At 61.0% G+C, this 18,365-nt stretch carries 12 protein-coding genes and 2 pseudogenes; 11 read left to right on the top strand and 3 right to left on the bottom strand.

The features are described from left to right. Positions 1–148 precede the first annotated feature (148 nt). From ABMD26_RS00850 to ABMD26_RS00835, 4 genes are all read left to right on the top strand, one after another. A complete protein-coding gene (locus tag ABMD26_RS00850; RefSeq protein WP_354311780.1) occupies positions 149–1,102 on the top strand; it encodes a PDR/VanB family oxidoreductase in 954 nt (317 codons plus the stop codon). Positions 1,103–1,139: 37 nt separating this feature from the next. Beyond that, on the top strand, positions 1,140–2,228 hold the full coding sequence (locus ABMD26_RS00845) for a Rieske 2Fe-2S domain-containing protein (protein WP_354306937.1): 1,089 nt from the start codon (positions 1,140–1,142) through the stop codon (positions 2,226–2,228). A 202-nt stretch (positions 2,229–2,430) separates the two neighbouring features. Continuing rightward, positions 2,431–3,777, top strand: a complete 1,347-nt coding sequence (locus ABMD26_RS00840) for an MFS transporter (protein WP_354311779.1) — start codon at positions 2,431–2,433, stop codon at positions 3,775–3,777. 25 nt (positions 3,778–3,802) lie between these two features. Then, complete coding sequence (locus ABMD26_RS00835) at positions 3,803–5,080, top strand: OprD family porin (RefSeq protein WP_354306935.1); 1,278 nt, start codon at positions 3,803–3,805, stop codon at positions 5,078–5,080. A gap of 78 nt (positions 5,081–5,158) precedes the next feature. Here the strand turns inward: ABMD26_RS00835 and ABMD26_RS00830 are convergent, their stop codons facing one another. The 3 genes from ABMD26_RS00830 to ABMD26_RS00820 form a co-directional block, all read right to left on the bottom strand. Further along, positions 5,159–6,088, bottom strand: coding sequence for a VOC family protein (locus ABMD26_RS00830; protein WP_354306933.1), 930 nt, complete (start codon positions 6,086–6,088; stop codon positions 5,159–5,161). A 22-nt stretch (positions 6,089–6,110) separates the two neighbouring features. Next, entirely contained in the window at positions 6,111–7,268 is a 1,158-nt protein-coding gene (locus ABMD26_RS00825; protein WP_354306931.1) for an alpha/beta hydrolase family protein, read from the bottom strand. A 193-nt stretch (positions 7,269–7,461) separates the two neighbouring features. Next, entirely contained in the window at positions 7,462–8,385 is a 924-nt protein-coding gene (locus tag ABMD26_RS00820; RefSeq protein WP_192068537.1) for a LysR family transcriptional regulator, read from the bottom strand. Positions 8,386–8,540: 155 nt separating this feature from the next. Here ABMD26_RS00820 and ABMD26_RS00815 point away from each other — a divergent pair, with 155 nt between their 5' ends. The 7 genes and pseudogenes from ABMD26_RS00815 (at position 8,541) to ABMD26_RS00785 (ending at position 18,296) form a co-directional block, all read left to right on the top strand. Next, complete coding sequence (locus ABMD26_RS00815; protein ID WP_354306928.1) at positions 8,541–9,665, top strand: FAD-dependent oxidoreductase; 1,125 nt, start codon at positions 8,541–8,543, stop codon at positions 9,663–9,665. A gap of 29 nt (positions 9,666–9,694) precedes the next feature. Continuing rightward, positions 9,695–10,066, top strand: a complete 372-nt coding sequence (locus ABMD26_RS00810; RefSeq protein WP_354306926.1) for a Rieske (2Fe-2S) protein — start codon at positions 9,695–9,697, stop codon at positions 10,064–10,066. 431 nt (positions 10,067–10,497) lie between these two features. Continuing rightward, a pseudogene (locus tag ABMD26_RS00805) lies at positions 10,498–12,184 on the top strand (DUF1302 domain-containing protein). 17 nt (positions 12,185–12,201) lie between these two features. Next, positions 12,202–13,575: a DUF1329 domain-containing protein gene (locus ABMD26_RS00800; RefSeq protein WP_354306924.1), complete on the top strand. Its 1,374-nt coding sequence runs from the start codon at positions 12,202–12,204 to the stop codon at positions 13,573–13,575. A 1-nt stretch (position 13,576) separates the two neighbouring features. After that, the gene (locus ABMD26_RS00795; protein WP_354306922.1) at positions 13,577–14,629 is read left to right on the top strand and encodes a YCF48-related protein; all 1,053 of its coding nucleotides are present in this window, start codon (positions 13,577–13,579) and stop codon (positions 14,627–14,629) included. Positions 14,630–14,633: 4 nt separating this feature from the next. Continuing rightward, complete coding sequence (locus tag ABMD26_RS00790) at positions 14,634–17,123, top strand: efflux RND transporter permease subunit (protein ID WP_354306920.1); 2,490 nt, start codon at positions 14,634–14,636, stop codon at positions 17,121–17,123. After that, positions 17,113–18,296, top strand: a pseudogene (locus tag ABMD26_RS00785) (MFS transporter). Before ABMD26_RS00790 ends, ABMD26_RS00785 begins: the two are co-directional and overlap by 11 nt. The last annotated feature ends 69 nt before the right edge of the window (positions 18,297–18,365 follow it).

Here is an 18,365-nt window from a genome sequence, read left to right as displayed (position 1 = left end):
ATAATTATCAGGTAGCCCTCAATGAACCGCATCGCCAACAAGCCTGATCTGCACCGTCTGCCAACGGCCACCAGCCCGCCATAGCCCCCTTCGCCCGCTCGATCTTCGTTCGTCTTTTGCAGCCACTTTCGAGGTGGAGGGTCGTCTCATGCTCCAAGTTCTTGTCAAACGCAAATCCATCGTCGCCGATGGGATCTGCAGTTTCGAATTATGCCTCGCTAATGGGGAATGGTTGCCCACCTTCACTGCCGGTGCCCATGTCGATGTGCATTTGCCCGGCGGCATCGTTCGCCAGTATTCATTGTGCAATCCACCTCAGGAGCGTCATCGCTATCTTATCGGTGTGCTCAGGGACCCGTCATCGCGCGGTGGGTCCCAGGCGCTGCACGATGCCGTGCAGGAAGGCCACACTTTGCAGATCAGCGAGCCGCGCAATCTCTTTCCGTTGGCAGGTAATGGAACCAGGCACCTGCTGATTGCAGGGGGTATCGGTATCACACCCATGCTCGCCATGGCTCACGAACTCGACCGCCAAGGTGCGGATTTCGAGCTGCATTACTGCTTTCGCTCCGCCGACCGCGCGGCGTTTCTCGATGACCTGAGCAAAGCGGTATTTACCGAGCGGGTGGTGCTGCATGACGACAGTAGTGTGGTGCCATCCACTCTGGATGCCCACGCCTTGCTGCAAGGTCCTGAGCCGGGCCGGCATCTCTATGTGTGCGGCCCGGGCGGCTTCATGGATTACATCCTCGGTTGCGCCACAGCAGCAGGTTGGCCACAGGCCCAAGTGCACCGGGAGTTCTTTGCGGCGACGCCGATAGACCATGACGCGGACCAGGCCTTCGAAGTGCAGCTCGCGCGGTCAGGCAAGGTCTTTCATATTCCGGCCGATCGCTCGGTATTCGAGGTGCTGGACGAAGCTGGCATCGAGATCGAGACCTCCTGCGAGCAGGGCATTTGCGGGTCCTGCATCACTCGGGTGGTGCAGGGCATCCCCGATCATCGCGACCAGTTCATGACCGACTCCGAGCACGCCAACAACGACCAGTTCACGCCATGCTGCTCGCGGGCGAAAACGCCATGCCTGGTCCTGGATCTTTGAACCCTACCCTGACACCAGCGATATACGGGAGAACACCATGAACGCCCCAGGCAGCCAAGCCTTTGCATATGAAGTACCTGCAGTGCCGTCTTTGCCCAGTTTTCCTCTTGATCAATGGTATGTGGCCGGTTTGGGCTGGCAGCTCACCGACACGCCTGTCGCCCGCACTTTATTGAACAAGCCCATCGTGCTGTTTCGCACCGCCGATGGCCAGGTGGCCGCACTCGAAGACCGTTGCTGTCACCGTGCACTTCCCTTGTCCAATGGCACTCTTGAAGGGCAGGGGCTTCGCTGCGGCTATCACGGATTGCTGTTCAATGGCGAAGGCAAGTGCATTGAAATCCCTGGGCAGGAAAAGATCCCCAGCAAGGCCAGGGTGCCTGCGTACCATGTGCGGGAACGAGACCAGATCGTGTGGATCTGGTTCGGTAGCAGCGAACATTCCGAGCCGAGCTGCGAGCCGCCCGCGTACGAGGTGCACAGCAGCGGCGAATACCTGTTTGACGGCGATGTATACCACTACGATGCGCCTTATCAGCTCATTCATGACAACCTGATGGATCTCAGCCATCTGGGCTACGTGCACCTGCGCACCATCGGTGGTAATGCGAGTATTCACATGAATGCCGAAATGAAGGTGGAGAGCGATGATGCATCGGTTACGGTCACTCGCCATATGCCGGGTTCCGTTCCGCCTCCCACCTACGTCGCCGCATACCCTTTCAAGGATCGTGTCGACCGTTGGCAGCAAATCGAGTTTCACGTCAGCCACCTGCGCATCTGGACAGGCGCTGTGGACGCCAATACCGACGACTTGAATGATCCGCAGCGCGGCGGCTTTCACATGCGCGGCTTCCATGGCGTCACTCCGGAAACCGACACCACCAGCCATTACTTCTGGACCATGGCCACCAACCCGCAGAGCGATCACGAGGCGATCAAGGCCAAGGTCATCGAGCAGACCGCTTTGACCTTTGACGAAGACAAGGTAGTGATCGAGGCGCAATACCAGAACATGTGCCGTTTCGGTGCTCGCCCGATGATCGATATCCATGTCGACGTGGGCGCCAATCGGGCGCGCAAGATTATCGAACGGTTGCGTCACGCCAACCATTCGAGCGCATAGCGAGCCCCATGAGACAGGGGGTGAGATTTCTCGGTAGTCACATCCCCGAACCTTGGCATGGCCAAGGCGCATTGAGTATCCGGTAAACAACAAAAACAAGAAGGTACCCCTATGCACCTGTTACGCACCCGCAATTCCGGGCCGGCTTCGGCTGCCCAGCGTTTGGCTGTTCATCGCTGCTATGACCTGGGAGTCCTGTGCCATGGATAAGTCGATCGGACAACTGATGGATGAAAAGCCCATGGTTGGATTCCAATGGGGGGTGGTCGGCCTGTGTTTTCTGATCAACATGCTGGACGGTTTCGATGTACTGGTCATGGCGTTCACGGCGGCGTCGGTGTCCAGCGAGTGGGCGCTGTCGGGTATACGACTCGGTTACCTCCTCAGCGCCGGCCTCGTAGGCATGGCGGTTGGGTCGCTGTTCATCGCGCCCTGGGCGGACCGCTTGGGTAGACGACCTTTGATCCTGGTCTGCGTAACCGTAGCGGGCGTAGGGATGGTGTCGTCGTCTCAGGCGTCGTCCCCGGAAATGCTTGCCGCATTGCGGCTGCTGACAGGCCTGGGCATTGGTGGAGTGCTGGCCAGCAGTTATGTCGTTGCCGGCGAGTACGCCAGCAAGAAATGGCGGGGACTGGCGATCAGTCTGCAATCGACCGCTTACGCCCTGGGCGCCACGGTGGGAGGGTTGATCGCAGCGCAGATCATCCCGTCCATGGGATGGCGTGCGGTGTTTTTCTACGGTGGGATCGCCACGCTCATGACCCTTCCGCTGCTGGTGGCATGGTTGCCGGAATCCCTGGTATTTCTGGCATCTCGCCAGCCAAAGGGTGCGCTGCGCAAGATCAACCGGTTGCTTGTCCGGGTTCGGTTGGCATCCATCGTCGAGTTGCCACAGATCCGGCAGTCAGTGCATCAGCCGCTGCGGGTGGCGTTCGCCCAGCTGTTTTCGCCGGCTTTGCTGCGTTCCACCTTGCTGATCTGGTTGGCATTCTTCCTGGTGATGTTCGGCTTCTATTTCGTGATGAGCTGGACCCCAAGGCTGCTGGTCGCCGCAGGCTTATCCAACCAGCAAGGGATCACCGGCGGGGTACTGTTGAACATGGGTGGCATTGTCGGTACGGCCCTGGTTGGCTTGCTTGCCGCGCGGTACAAATTGTCGCGTGTGCTGATCGGCTATCTGATCATCAACAGCGTGCTGCTGGCACTGTTCGTACAGTTCACCTCCAACCTGAATCTCGCATTTGCCTTGGCGTTGGCTATCGGTGTGTTCGTGAATGGCTGCGTGGCAGGGCTCTACGCATTGACGCCAACGCTTTACGACGCTTCGCAGCGGGTCACCGGCCTTGGATGGGGGATAGGCATCGGGCGTACAGGCGCGATTCTGTCGCCGTTGGTAGCGGGGCAATTGATCGATGCTCAATGGGCGCCTGCTCATTTGTATGTGCTGTTCGCCGGGGCCTTTGTGCTCGCAGCCTTGGCGATAGGAGGGTTGAAACCCCGCCCGGCTGGCGATCTGCAAACAACCGAGCCTGGCCTGACCGCCCGATAAAAAAATAATAAACAGGGACTTCGCTATGAAAGCGTTGATCAATTGCCCCTGGCTGTTCAGCCTGGGTAGCATGGGGATGCTGTTGGCTGGCGTCAGCCAGGCAGCACTGGTGTCTGACTCGACGGTGACACTGACCAGCCGTAATTTCTATCTGGATCGAGACTACAAAGGCGAGACCCCCTACGCGGCGGCGCGAGAATGGGCTCAAGGTTTCATTCTTCGTGCCCAGTCCGGCTATACCGAGGGCGCGGTTGGATTTGGTCTGGATCTGACCGCAATGGTTGGGCTGAAACTGGATTCATCGCCAGACCGCACGGGCACGCAATTGATCGAGTTCAACCCGGTGACTCGCAAGACGCGTGACGAGTATTCGGAGCTTGGGACTACTCTGAAAGCCAAGGTATCCAAAACTCGGCTGTTGCTGGGGACGCAATTTCCCAGTCTGCCCGTCATAACAGCCAGTCCGGCACGACTGCTGCCACAATCCTTCAGGGGCGTGTATCTGCTCTCCGAGGATGTACCCAATTCAACATTGCACGCTGGGCGCATGGACAGGGTCAATCAACGGGACTCCACGGACTACCAGCCCCTCTACATTGCCTCTCCCAATGGGCGTTTCACACCGGGCGCCAGCTCGACACAGTTCGACCTTCTGGGTGGTGACTATCGATGGTCACCCAGCTTGACGCTGCGATACTTCCACGCCGAACTGAGCAACATCTACCAACAGGATTTTGCCGGATTGCTGCATGCGCTGCCTTTGGGGCCGGGCAAGCTCAAGATGGATATCCGCGTGTTCAACAGTCGAGAAGATGGCCGGGCAGAAGCGGGCAGGGTAGACAACGTGAGCGCAGGAGCGATGCTCACCTACCAGATCGGGCCACACAGTTATGGCTTGGGTTACATGCGACAGATGGGTGATACCGCGATGGTGTATCTCGCCGGCGGCGAGCCGGTAGTGCTCAGCGATGGCACCATGAGCGCGGATTTCGTCAACCCCGATGAGCGCACCTGGGCTCTGCGATACGACTACGATTTTGCAGCGGTGGGCATTCCCGGTCTTTCAGGGATGCTGCGGTATCTGCACGGCAGCCATATAAACCTGCCACGTCTGGGAGGCAGCCACTTGTCGGAGTCGTCCAAAGACCTCGAACTCTCATATGTCGTGCAGTCGGGACCGGTGAAGGGTTTGAGTCTGCGCGTAAGGCAAAACTTCTACCGAAACGATCTGACTGCTGCAGCGACCTTCCGCAGTGACAATGAAACGCGGGTCAATATCGATTACACGTGGAAGCTCTGGTAACCAGGTCGTTCGCTGCAATTGTGAAAGGCGCAGGGGCCGCTGTTATCCCAGCGGTCTCTGCGTGTGCGTGCTTTTCGGCTATTCCGGTTTGCCACCCGGCATCCATTTCTCACGGTGTTCAAACAGGAAGTACTGAGACGTGTCGGCACTGGAGGGTTCGACCCGGGGCGCCCAGCTGTCATCGTGCAAGTCCATGTCAGCATCGTACTCGACGTGACATCCCAAGGGGCTGTTGAAATACCAGAACCAGTTCGAGCCCAACTGATGGCGACCGGGCCCCCAGAACGACTGGTAGCCTTTCTCGACGAAGCGGGTGCCCGCCAGCAGCACTTCAGTGGGGCCCGCCATGTGGAAGGTGAAATGCTCGATACCCTTCATGAACGGTGGCGTGTTGATGAAGAACAGCGTGTGGTGATCCAGCGTGCCCGCCGGGCGCAGGAAGGGACCCGTGCCGATGAAGCGATCCGTGCAGACGAACCCCAACCGGGTGTAGAACGCTTCGGCCTTGTCGGCGTCGGGCACGAAGTACACCACATGGGACAAGCTGCGGGGCAGGGCGGCCATCTCGTTGCTGGCGCCCAGACTGTTGACTTCGCGCAGCGTCGTCGAACCTGGTGCATTGCTGATTTCCCCAGGCAGCGCCAGCGCCCTGCGCTGAGTGATGCGGAAGCCCAGCGCAAACCCCATGTCGTCGACGGCATGCAACACGCCGTCATCGGTGCGGTGCACCTCTCGGTCTTTGCGCAGCTCGTGTTCGATGGCTTGCAACGTGCTCTCGTCGGCGACTCCATACACCGTTTCACGCAAGGTGCTGGCGGTGCCCATGGGCGCCGGCAAGCCACCGTGGTCACGATGGCGGATCAGCACGCCGGTACCGTCCAGTGCCTCAAGGAAGCCCCCTTGTTCGTCGACATCCAGAGGATGGAGTCCGTAGTCGATCAGGTATCGCACGCAAGCCCGGACGTCGTCCACGCCGAACGTCAGGTATTCCGGTCCGATGATATTCATGAGCTGTCTCTCTTGTTCTGGCTCAGGCCGTACGGCCACCCAAGGTTTCGGCGACCCAGTCAGCGATGTACTGACCGGCGTTGACGCTGTTGTCAAAGCTGGAGTGCTGCACCCCACCTTCACGGCTGGTGAAGATTTTCAGCTCGCGTTGGGGGCTGTTCACCAGTTGATCGTAAGTGCGCTGTGCCCATTTGAGCGGGATCTGGCTGTCCTTCTCTCCGTGGGTCACGAGGAAGGGCACCTTGATGCGATCCAGTACGCCGTCCAAGTGCACGTTCTCGGCAAGGCTCATGAACTGGTCGATGTCTTTAGCGCCCCAGACCCAGCAAACGTGGGCCCAGTAATGCGGCACCGGCAGGTTCCCCTCATTGGCCAGGCGACGCTTCTGCACGTCGCGCCAGTCATGGTTGGCGCCCCATACCACGCCGCAGGCGAACCGCGGCTCGTAGGCCACTGCACGCGGGCAGTAATAGCCGCCCAGCGAGACGCCCTCCAGGCCGATGCGTTTCGCATCGATCTCGCTGCGTGTTTCCAACCAATCGACCACAGGGCTGGCCCAGTGCTCGCTGTCGAAGCGAGCAGTCAATCCTTGCAGACGCAGCGCTTCACCCGTGCCGGGCTGGTCGATCACCAGAGAAGACACTCCGCGTTTGGCCAGCCAGGCTGGCAGCCCGACGCGGTATTTCATTTCCTTGGTGGAATCCAGGCCGTTGACCTGCACCAGGATCGGCGCCGGGCCTTGTATGCCTTCGGCGCGGGTATACAGCCCCGAAAGATGGGTGCCTTCATAAGGTATTTCCACGCGTTCGCAGTTCTCTGACGACAGAGCGATGCCGCGCGCGAAGGTCTCCAGAAATCGCTGGTACAGCGCCTCTCGAGCCGAGGCGCCATGGGCTTGCAGGCGTTCACAGGTGATGTAGTAGGTGGCGGCGCGGTTGTATTTTTCGCCTGCGGAGAACAGTCGGCCGCGGCTTTCATCCTCGCTGGCCAGATCACACAACTTGTCGGCCATCTTTGCCCAGGTTTCACGAAACGCCTGTGTGCCCTCGGCGTCCGGGTGCTTGGCACTTTCCTGGAGCGGCGCGCACATCTCCTCGATCTCACCGATGCGGGCGCCCATCTCTATCGCCAGGTCGACCGACAGGTTCCAGACGTAATTGGTAGGGAAGTAGCGAAACATAGTTTTTATTGTCCTTTTATCGGTTCCGGGGCGCGGCCAGGTCAGCCCATGCCGCAGCAGGCAACGCCGAAAAAAGCGTTGCCTGCTGGCCGAAACTCGCATGCATTGATGCATCGGACAAATGGCGAGTGCGGATGCCAGCCATCGCACTTCGTGATAGGTGGACAGGAGGCAGTGTCAGGATCACACGGTGTCAGATCAGAGCAGGCGCCTCGGACCTCTTCACCGCGTCCAGAAGCTGCCCGCGGAGCCAGCCCAGCATGGCATCGCCGTCCAGGCTTCGATGCCATGCCATGTACTCCCGCATCACCGGTAACTTCACTGGCGGTGGCAGCAGGCGTAGCGGCAGCAATTGCGCATACAGCATGGCCAGCCGACTGTGCATGGTAGCGATGCGCTGCGAGCCGATGAGCAGGTGCGGAATGGTGTTGAAGTCGTGGGTGATGACTTCCAGCCGTCGTTTGCAGCCGTACTGGTCCATGAACCACTGTTCGATCGCCGGGGTGCGACTGCGTCCGAACGCGGCGGCCACGTGGCCCAGCTCCAGATAGTTTTCCAGCGTGAACGGCTCCCTCAGGCTGGTATTACCGGTCCAGGTCACGCACACGTGCTGCTCCTCGAACAGCAGTTGAGAAGGATGTTCGGCGTTGATGTGCTGCTCCGGAGCGATCATCAGATCGATCTCGCCGCGCATCAACATCTCCAGGGCAGTTTCGCCCGGACTCATCAGCTCGAAGGTGACGTGGGGTGCGTCACCGTTGATGCGGTGAATCACATCCGCCAGTAACACGTTGATCAGGTAGTCCGAGGCCATGATCCGAAAATGCCGCTTGCTCAGGGCCACGTCGAACACCGGCTTGGCGGCAATCGAGGTCTGGATCTTGAGCAAGACTTCACGGACCGGGATCTGTAGTTCCTTGCCCAGCAGGGTGGGCGACATGCTGCGCCCGACCTGCACCAGCAAGTCATCCTCGAAATACGTTCGCAGCCTGCGCAGGATGCCGCTCAGCGCAGATTGGGTCATGTGCAGTCGCACCGCCGCTCTGGTGATGTTCTGTTCTTCGAGCAGTACATCGAGCGCCACGAGCAAGTTGAGGTCCAGATGGTTGAATCGCATGGGGTGAGCCCCTTCTTGTAGTTTTTTTCAAAATACTTTCCATGCCAACTCACGATTAGTCAACGCCTCGTTTCGTCCCTATCGTCAGCCACAGGGCTTGAGCCAGCTGTGTACGACTGGCCACCTGAACAACAACAAGAACAAGGGATCGCGTGATGACCGAAGTCAACAAAGTGCTGGTGGTGGGTGGTGGCATCGGCGGCTTGTGCGCCGCTATCGCCTTGCGGCGCCAGGGCGTGGCGGTAGACCTGGTGGAACTGAAGTCCGACTGGACGGTGTATGGCGTGGGCATCATCCAGCAGAGTAACGTGGTGCGTGAAATGGCCCGGCTAGGTGTGCTCGACCGTTACCTGGGCGCTGCCTACGCGTTCGAGGATGTCGGTATCTACGACCTGCAAGGCAACCCCTTGGCGCGTATTCCCGGCCAACGCCTGGCCGGGCCGCAATACCCGGCCAACGTCGGTATTTCCCGTCTGGCGCTTCATCAGGTATTGAGCAGCACTGCCATCGAACTCGGTGCGCAGGTGCGTCTGGGGCTCAGCGTGGAAAGCTTCGAGCAGGACGCAGATGGCGTGGACGTCACCTTCACTGACGCCAGCACGGGGCGCTACGCATTGCTGGTGGGGGCAGACGGTGTCTATTCGAAGATCCGCGGCATGCTGTTCGGTGATACCTACAGGCCGCGCTTCACCGGCCAGGCCGTGTGGCGCTACAACTTTGCCCGTGACCCCTCCATCGACCATCTGGCCAGCTACATGGGCCCTGGCGGCAATGCGGGCCTGGTACCGCTCTCCGACAACCTGATGTACCTGTTCTCGACCTCACACGAACCGGAAAATCCCTGGTATGAACCTGCCCAACTGGCCGATCTGATGCGTGACCGCATCGCCAACGTCGGCGGCCTGGTAGGCACCCTGCGCGAACAGATCACCGACAGCACCAAGGTCGTCTACAAGCCCATGGAAGTGGTATTCGTCGATGAACCCTGGTTCAAGGGACGGGTACTGCTGATCGGTGACGCTGCCCATGCGACGACACCGCACCTGGGGCAAGGCGCCGGGATGGCGATCGAAGATGCGCTGGTACTGAGTATGGAGTTGGCGGGTGAGGGCAGCCTGCAGGCCAAGCTCGAACGGTTCATGGCGCGGCGTTTCGAGCGCTGCAAGTTCATCAGCGAAAAATCCGTGCTGGCAGGCGATCGCGAAATGGCTCGCGATCAGACATTCGACCGTATCGGCCTGACCAAACAGATGCTCAAGCTGACGGCCGAGCCGATCTGACCAGGGTAAGAGAAGCGGATGTGATCGCCATGAAGCCCATTTACCTATGCGCACAGGCCTCGCTGGCCGAAGGCTGTGCCCGAGGCTTCGACCCGCTCGGGCGGGGCCACGACACCCTGATGGTGCTGCGTTGGCAGGGCGAACTCAAAGCCTGGCTCAACCGTTGTCCGCATCTTGAGGTGCCGATGCACTACCGCAAGGATCGATTCATGTCGGCCGACCGCAGGCACATTGTCTGTTACGCCCACGGTGCGCTGTTCATGCCCGACAGCGGACTTTGCGTATTGGGTCCGTGCCTGGGGCAGTCGCTGCGCCCGCAGCCCCTGTACGTGGATGAACAGGGTGGTGTGTGGTTGTCTGCCGGCGAACTGGCCTGCGATGACCGCAGCATCAGGCCCTGACGACGCGGCCATCGACATCAAGAAAAGGTCAGGGCCAACCCTGGCGCTGCGAATGCTGGCAGCCATCGTTTTGCGTGTATTGGTCGTCCTACAGGTATTGCACTTCGAGATACGTCGCATCAGAAGAGTCGATTAGTCAAAACGGCCTTGCGGCCTGAAGCTGTAGCCATACACCACTGCCCAAAGGGCGGCGGCCACAACAATAAAAAGAATCGAGAGGGCTCCATGAAGTTCATCAAACGTTCGCCGACCTCCCCAGCAGTCTTCCGTGCATACCCTGGCCAACCCATTGCCCGGGAAACTCGTGCGCGCCTTCGGCAAGGCCTCTCAAAGCAACTGCCGGCGGTTGCCTGAAGGCAAAGCAGTGCTGACTCGACCCAGCAACACTGGCAAAAAATCCTACGGATAAAAACAAGAAAGAGGGTTATTCGATGGTGACTAGCACATGTGCGAAGGAATGCCTGCGCCCAAAATTTGCGCGCAACCCGTTGGTCCTGGCCTTGGCTGCGCTGTGGGGCAGTGTACCGCTGGCCCAGGCGTTCGATTTCGAAACCGGTAACCCGGATGTCCGTGCCCGTTGGGACAACAGCATCAAGTACAGCTCGGCCTGGCGCACCAAGAGTCCGTCGTCCCGGCTCACCGAGGGTGCGGGTGCGTTGAACGATGACGATGGCGACCGCAACTTCGATAAAGGCCTGATTTCCAGTCGGCTCGATCTTCTATCCGAGTTCGACATCAGCTACCAGAACTTCGGTGCTCGGCTCAGCGGCGCGGCCTGGTATGACGACGTCTACAACAAGAAAAACGACAATGACTCGCCGGGCACGGCAAACAGTTACTCGGTGGACTACGACCATTTCACCCACGACACCCGCAAGCTGCACGGTCGCCAGGGCGAACTGCTGGACGCCTTCGTCTACGGCAAAGGTGACCTGGGCGACATGCCGGTTTCTGGCCGCATCGGTCAGTACGCCATGCAGTGGGGTGAGAGCCTGTTCTATGGCATGAACGGCATCGCCGGGGGCATGGCCCCGATCGATGTGGTCAAGGGGCTGTCGGTACCCAATACCCAGTTCAAGGAACTGATCCGTCCGGTGCAGCAGATGTCCGGGCAACTGCAGCTCACTCCGGACGTCTCCGTCGGTGCCTACTACCAGTTTCGAGTGGGAGGCCAACCGCCTGCCGGGTGCGGGCAGCTACTTTTCGACCTCCGACACGTTCGGCGACGGCAACGAGCGCCTGTTCGTCGGCGCGCCGCTGTTCCCCGGTGCACAGCCGCTGGCGTTTTACCATGGCCAGGACAAGGACGCCAAAGACTCGGGGCAGGGCGGTGTACAGGTGAAGTGGCGCACCGAAAACTATGACTTCGGCGTGTACGCGATTCGCTTTCACGACAAGAGCCCTCAACTGAACGTGCGACCGGATTTCGCCAATCTCAACCCTTTCACCGGGGATGCGGGCGAGTACAACTGGGTCTACCCCGAAGGCATCAAGGCCCTTGGCGCCAGCTTCTCGACCACCGTGGATGCATTCAACATCGCCGGCGAACTCTCCACGCGTTGGGACCAGCCGCTGGCCTCGACCAATCAACGCACACTGCTCCCCGGTGAAGGCCTCTCCAATCGAGCCGACGACGCGTTGTATGCCACCGGCCGGACCCTGCACGCCAACCTGTCCTGGCTGGCTACCCTGGGCCCCAACCTCCTGGCCCAGGAGACCAGCTTCCTGGGCGAGATCGCCTGGAACCGCGCACTCAGCGTGAGTCACAACGCTGCTGCCGTGGACCCCAACGCCGATCGCGACGCGTGGAGCTTTCGTACGGTGTACGAACCCACGTACCGCCAGGCCTTTTCCGGCATGGACATCAGCGTCCCGTTCGGCGTGAGCTACACCCACGGCGCTTCCGAAGCGCTGGGCACCGGTTTTGGCAGTGACCGCGGCGGTGACATCAATATCGGGATCAAGGGCAACTACCTCAATACGTGGAACCTGGGCCTGACCTACACGCATTACTACGGCCCGGCCAACACCTTTCTGGATGCCAACAACCACTACACCTTCGAACAATCGCTCAAGGACCGGGATTTCGTGGCCTTCAGCGTCAGTCGTACCTTTTGAGCCCGGAGGGCACTGCCATGAACACCTGCAAATCCACGACCCTTCGCAAGCACGTGACTGTCCTGTTGACCTCCCTGGCCGCCGCCATGCTGCTGGCCCAGGGCGCCATGGCCGCCGACGCCGCCAACTTGAAAACCACCCTCACGCCGCTGGGCGCCGAGCGCGCCGGCAATGCCGATGGCAGCATCCCGGCCTGGACCGGCGGGCTGACCAAACCTGACCCGGCGTACAAGGAGGGTGGCAAGCGAGGCGACCCGTTCGCAGCGGAAAAGCCGCTGTTCAGCATCACCTCGAAAAACATCGGCCAATACGCTGACAAGGTCACTCCCGGCGTCCAGGCCATGTTGAAAAAATACCCTGACAGCTATCGGTTGGACGTGTACTCGACGCACCGCACCGCGGCGGCGCCGCAGTCGGTATACGACGCCACGTATGCCAATGCCGGCAAGACCAAGCTGGTCGACAGTTCAGCCGGGCTGATTCCCCAGGATGGCGAGGGTGGTATTCCCTTTCCACTGGCCAAAGATGGCGTAGAGGCCATCTGGAACCACTTGATGCGTTGGCGCGGGGCATCTTGGCACACCGATTTTACCCAGTACCTGACCACCTCCGATGGCAAGCATGTGCTGACCAACAACTCGCGAGGCGATTACCAGATGCCGTGGTACCTGCCCGATGGTGGCAAGAAGGACGGCACCTTCTGGGCCATCCGCATGATCAACGACGGGCCGCCGCTGCGCGCGGGTGAGGCCATCACCGGGCGGGAGAATGTCAACGCCGAAAACACGGGTGCCTGGACCTACCTGCCGGGCCAGCGTCGGGTACGGCGGCTGCCCAATGCCTGTTGCGACACACCGACACCGGCGACCGCTGGCGTGATGAGTTTCGACGAATTGTATGTGTTCAATGGCCGTGTCGATCGCTTCGACTGGAAGCTGGTCGGCAAGAAGGAGATGTACATTCCCTATAACGCCAACAAGGTATTGACTGCCGCCAACGCCACCGATGTGCTGGCCGATCATCACCTCAATCCGGACGTGCTGCGCTGGGAACTGCACCGGGTATGGGTTGTGGAGGCTACCTTGAAAAGCGGCAAGCGCCATGTGATGCCGCGCAGCACATACTACCTGGACGAGGACACTTGGGCTGCGGTGCTGGGCGAGCGCTACGATGCGCAGAACCAACTGGCCAAGGTGCTGTGGACCACGCCTGTGGTGATGCCCGACCTGCCGGGCGTAGTGACCTTGACCAATGGCTTCTACGACCTGCTTTCCGGCACGTGGTTTACCGGTGATATTTTTGCCGGCAAGAACGAGCAATATCGGGTCATGCCACCCTACAAGGACTCGGTGTTCACACCGGACGCGTTGGCCGGCGAAGGCGTGCGCTGAGATGAAACTCAATGCATGGCTGGGCCTGGGGCTACTGACCCTGGCGCCGCACTGGGTAGTGGCCGCACCGGCAGTAGACGTGCTGAGCAGTCCGGCAATGCAGTCGCCACTGGCGCTGCACGCCGCTTTGCAAGCCATCACTCGCGCAGGGGACCGCCTCGTGGCCGTGGGCGAACGCGGTACCGTGCTGGTGTCGGATGACGACGGAACACACTGGCGCCAGGCACAGGTGCCGGTCAGCAGTTCGCTGACGGCCGTGCAATTCACCGACGCCCGTAACGGCTGGGCCGTCGGCCATGCCGGGGTGGTGCTGCACAGCAGTGACGGCGGTGAACACTGGGCGTTGCAACTGGACGGTCGCCGCCTGGCCCAACTCGAACTGGACGCCGCCCAGGCGGCCGGGGACGACCAGCGTCTGGCGGCAGCCCGCCAGGGCGTAGCCGATGGTGCCGACAAACCCCTGCTGGCGCTCGCTTTCAGCGACGCTCGCCACGGGCTGGTAGTGGGCGCCTATGGCCTGGCGCTGTACACCGCAGACGGTGGTGCCAGTTGGGTTTCCTGGGCCGGGCGTCTACCCAATCCACAAGGCTTGCACCTCTATGCCGCTGTGCAATCCCCCAACGGTTTCTATGTCGCCGGGGAGCAGGGACTGTTGCTGCGTTCGCAGGACGCGGGCCTGCACTTCGAATCCCTCGTTACACCTTACCAAGGCAGCTATTTCAGCCTCGCCCTGCAACCTGACGGCACGCTGCTGTTGGGGGGCTTGCGAGGCAGAGTGTTCCGGTCGACCGATCACGGTGAAAGCTTCGAAGCAGTTCCTAACCCATCGCCGATCTCTATCAACGCCATGCAGTTACTGGGCCCTCGGCTGCTACTGGTCAACCAGGCGGGTGGCCTGTTGCAGGCGTCGGCCGACCGCTCTGGCCTGACCCCGCTGGCGCTGCCACCCGGCCCACCGCTGACCGCCGTCGCCCAAGCCGCCAATGGCGCCCTGGTGGGCGTTGGCTTTGCCGGGCCAGTGCGCTTGGCTACCCCTATGAATGCTGCGGAGTAAGGCCATGCATGTCCCCAACTCACCTGGCGTAGAGGCCACCAACGGCCGACTGGCCGATTTCGACCAACACTCCGGCTCGTTGCTCGAAAGGGCTCTGTTCAACCACCGGCGCACAGTGCTGCTGCTGTGCTTGCTGGTGACCGTGCTGCTGGGCTGGCAGGCCACGCGGCTGCAGCTCAATGCGAGCTTTGAAAAGATGATCCCCACCGGCCACCCTTTCATTGCCAACTACCTGGAGCATCGCCAGGAGCTTTCAGGCCTGGGCAACGCCGTGCGCATCGCAGTCATCAACACTCAGGGCAGCATCTACGACCCGCATTATCTTGAAGCACTGCAAAAGCTCAATGACGCTGTGTACTTGCTGCCAGGTGTAGACCGCGCCTTCATGAAATCGCTCTGGACACCGGCCACGCGCTGGGTCGGCGTGACTGAAGAAGGCCTGGAAGGCGGGCCGGTCATTCCCGACGGATACGACGGATCGCGCGCGAGTCTGGATCTGCTCCAGCGCAATATCGAGCGCTCCAACGAAATCGGCCAACTGGTGGCGTTCGACCAGCAGTCGAGCATCATCTACGTGCCACTGCTGGCCACCACTCCCGATGGCCAGCCGCTTGACTACAACGCATTGTCACAGCAACTGGAAACCCTGCGCGCCCAGTACCAGCAGCACGGCATCGAAGTGCGCATCACCGGCTTTGCCAAGGTGGTGGGCGATCTTATCCAGGGGCTGCGGCAAATCCTGCTGTTTTTTGCCGCGGCCATCGCCATCACGGCCGCAGTACTCTATTGGTACACCCGTTGCCTGCGCAGCACGGTACTGGTGATGAGCTGTTCGCTCGTGGCCGTGGTGTGGCAACTCGGGCTGTTACCGATGCTGGGGTTCGAGCTGGACCCCTATTCCGTACTGGTCCCGTTTCTGGTGTTTGCCATCGGCATGAGCCACGGCGCGCAGAAGATGAATGGCATCATGCAGGACATCGGCCGCGGCATGCACCGGCTGGTGGCCGCCCGGTTCACTTTCCGCCGTCTGTTCCTCGCCGGGCTGACGGCCCTGCTCTGCGATGCCGTAGGCTTCGCGGTCTTGATGATCATCAAGATCGAGGTGATCCAGGACCTGGCCCTGATCGCCAGCATCGGCGTTGCCGTGCTGATTTTCACCAACCTGATTCTGCTGCCGGTGCTGTTGTCTTACCTGGGCGTGAGCGAAAGGGCTGCCCGGCGCAGCCTGCGCAGCGAAACCGCCGAGGCTGCCGGTGCCATACGCCATCCCGCCTGGCGCTTTCTCGATCTGTTCACGCGCAGACGCTGGGCCACTGGCTGCGTGGCGATCGCGGCGTTGATGGCCGCAGGTGGTTACGTTGTCAGTCTTGACCTCAAGGTAGGCGACCTGGACGCCGGCGCCCCGGAGCTACGCGCCGACTCGCGCTACAACCAGGATAACGCCTACCTGACCCGTCACTACGGTGCCAGCAGCGACGTGTTCGCAGTCATGGTCAAGACGCCCGCCGGCGGCTGTTCCAGCTACGACACGCTCAAGCGGGTGGACAATCTGGACTGGCAGTTGCGCAGCCTGCCGGGGGTCGACTCGACCAACTCGTTGGCATTGCTCAATCGCCGCGTGCTGGTGGGGCTGTCCGAGGGCAACCCCAAGTGGTACGAATTGCTCAACAACCAGGCCACATTGAACATGATTACCGCGGGTGCGCCTCGTGGCCTGTACAACGAAGACTGCAGTCTGCTGACCCTGTATGCATTCCTCACTGATCACAAAGCCGACACCCTTGCACGTGTGGTGGACAGCACTCAGGCCTTTGCCCGTGAAAACGACAGCGAGCAGGCGCAATTTCTGCTGGCCGCCGGTAGTTCGGGTATCGAGGCGGCGACCAATATCGTCGTCAAACAGGCTAGCCACGAAATGCTCTGGTGGGTGTACGGCGCAGTATGCCTGCTGTGCCTGGTGACCTTCCGCAGCTGGCGAGCGGTGCTCTGTGCGGTACTGCCCCTGATGCTGACCTCGATACTGTGCGAAGCGTTGATGGTATGGCTGGGCATCGGCGTCAAGGTCGCAACCCTGCCGGTGATCGCCTTGGGCGTGGGCATAGGTGTGGACTACGCGCTCTATGTGATGAGCATCGTGCTGGCCGAAATGCGCCGTGGCTCCAGCTTGTCGCATGCCTATTACCAAGCCCTGCAATTCACTGGCAAGGTGGTGATGCTGACCGGCGTCACCCTGGCGATCGGCGTGGGCACCTGGATATTTTCCCCCATCAAGTTCCAGGCCGACATGGGCGTGCTGCTGGCATTCATGTTTGTCTGGAACATGGTCGGCGCACTGATCCTGCTACCGGCGCTGGCGTACTTTCTGTTGCCGCCCCAACCCAGACCGGCCCCTGCTGAAGAGCAGGCGGAGCGAGCGCAGGCCACACGCAAGTCGCCACGCACAGCCAAAACTGCGCGCCGTCCCACCGGGCTGGAGGTGCGCCATGAGGGCTGATCGCCAAGCCGGCTTGCCGCAGTCATTGCTGTTGCTCCTGGGCAGTTGCTTACCGGTGTTGGGCGCCGTGCTGCTGGCGCCGGTGCTGCCGCGGATGCAGACGCACTTTGCCGATACGCCCGGCGTTGCAGTACTGGTACCGGTGGCACTGACCCTGCCAGCGCTGGTCATTGCGCTGGTTGCACCGTTTGCCGGAATACTGGCCGATCGCATGGGGCGCAAGCCGTTGCTGCTGGTGGCCATGCTGTTGTATTCGGTGTTCGGGACCTTGCCGCTCTGGCTGGACTCGTTGCCGGCCATCGTACTCAGCCGCGCCGGTATCGGCCTGGCGGAGGCGGCGATCATGACCTGCTGTACCACTCTGATGGGTGACTACTACAACGGGGGCCGCCGCGAGCGGCTGTTTGCCCTGCAAATGGTGGCCACCTCGCTGTCCGCAGCGCTGTTCATCGGCGTGGGCGGAGTCTTGGGGGAGGGCGGCTGGCGCACACCGTTCAGTCTCTACGCCGTCGGCCTTGTGTTTCTGCCGTTGATGGCGCTTTGGCTATGGGAACCTGAACCGAGGCATGTCCAGACCTCGTCCCACAGCAGCGCACCCATGCCCCGTGGCGCACGCTGGCGCCGTTGCTAGGCTTGGCGGTGCTGGCCGGCTTGAGCCTGTTCATCGTGCCGGTGCAGGCCGGTTACCTGCTCAATTTGCTGGGTGTCGATGGGCCACAGCGAATCGGTATGACCATGGGCGGCAACCAGGTCGGCGTGGTGCTGGGTGCTCTGAGTTTCCGCCTGATCGGACGCGCCCGGTCGTCATATCTCTTGCTACTGGCGTTCACCTTGGCCGGTGGCGGCGGATTGATGATGGCGGGCGCCGGTACACACCTTACGGTGTCCGCAGCAGTATTCATCAATGGTCTGGGCATCGGCCTGATGCTGCCCACTTTGATCACCCACATCATGGCATTGGTCAGTTTCAATCAACGCGGCCGCGCCAGCGGTTCGTTCACCGCCGCCATTTTCGCCGGTGAATTCATCAGCCCACTGGCGGTGCTGGCCCTGACGTCCGGTGTGGTAACCGCACTGCCCGCAGCGCTGGCAGTGATCGGCGGGCTGCAATGGCTGGCGGCACTGAGCTGCCTGCGCATCAGTGCTCGCAGTTCCACGCAGGAGCACGCATGACCGCGCCCTGTTCCCGGTTGCTGCCCACGACAGCGCTTCATCACAGGACCCTATCTTACCGTCGGGCGC

It is taken from the genome of Pseudomonas sp. PvP001 (assembly GCF_040546375.1).
In the GTDB taxonomy this organism is placed as follows: domain Bacteria; phylum Pseudomonadota; class Gammaproteobacteria; order Pseudomonadales; family Pseudomonadaceae; genus Aquipseudomonas; species Aquipseudomonas coleopterorum.
This window is presented reverse-complemented; position numbering and strand designations above follow the sequence as displayed.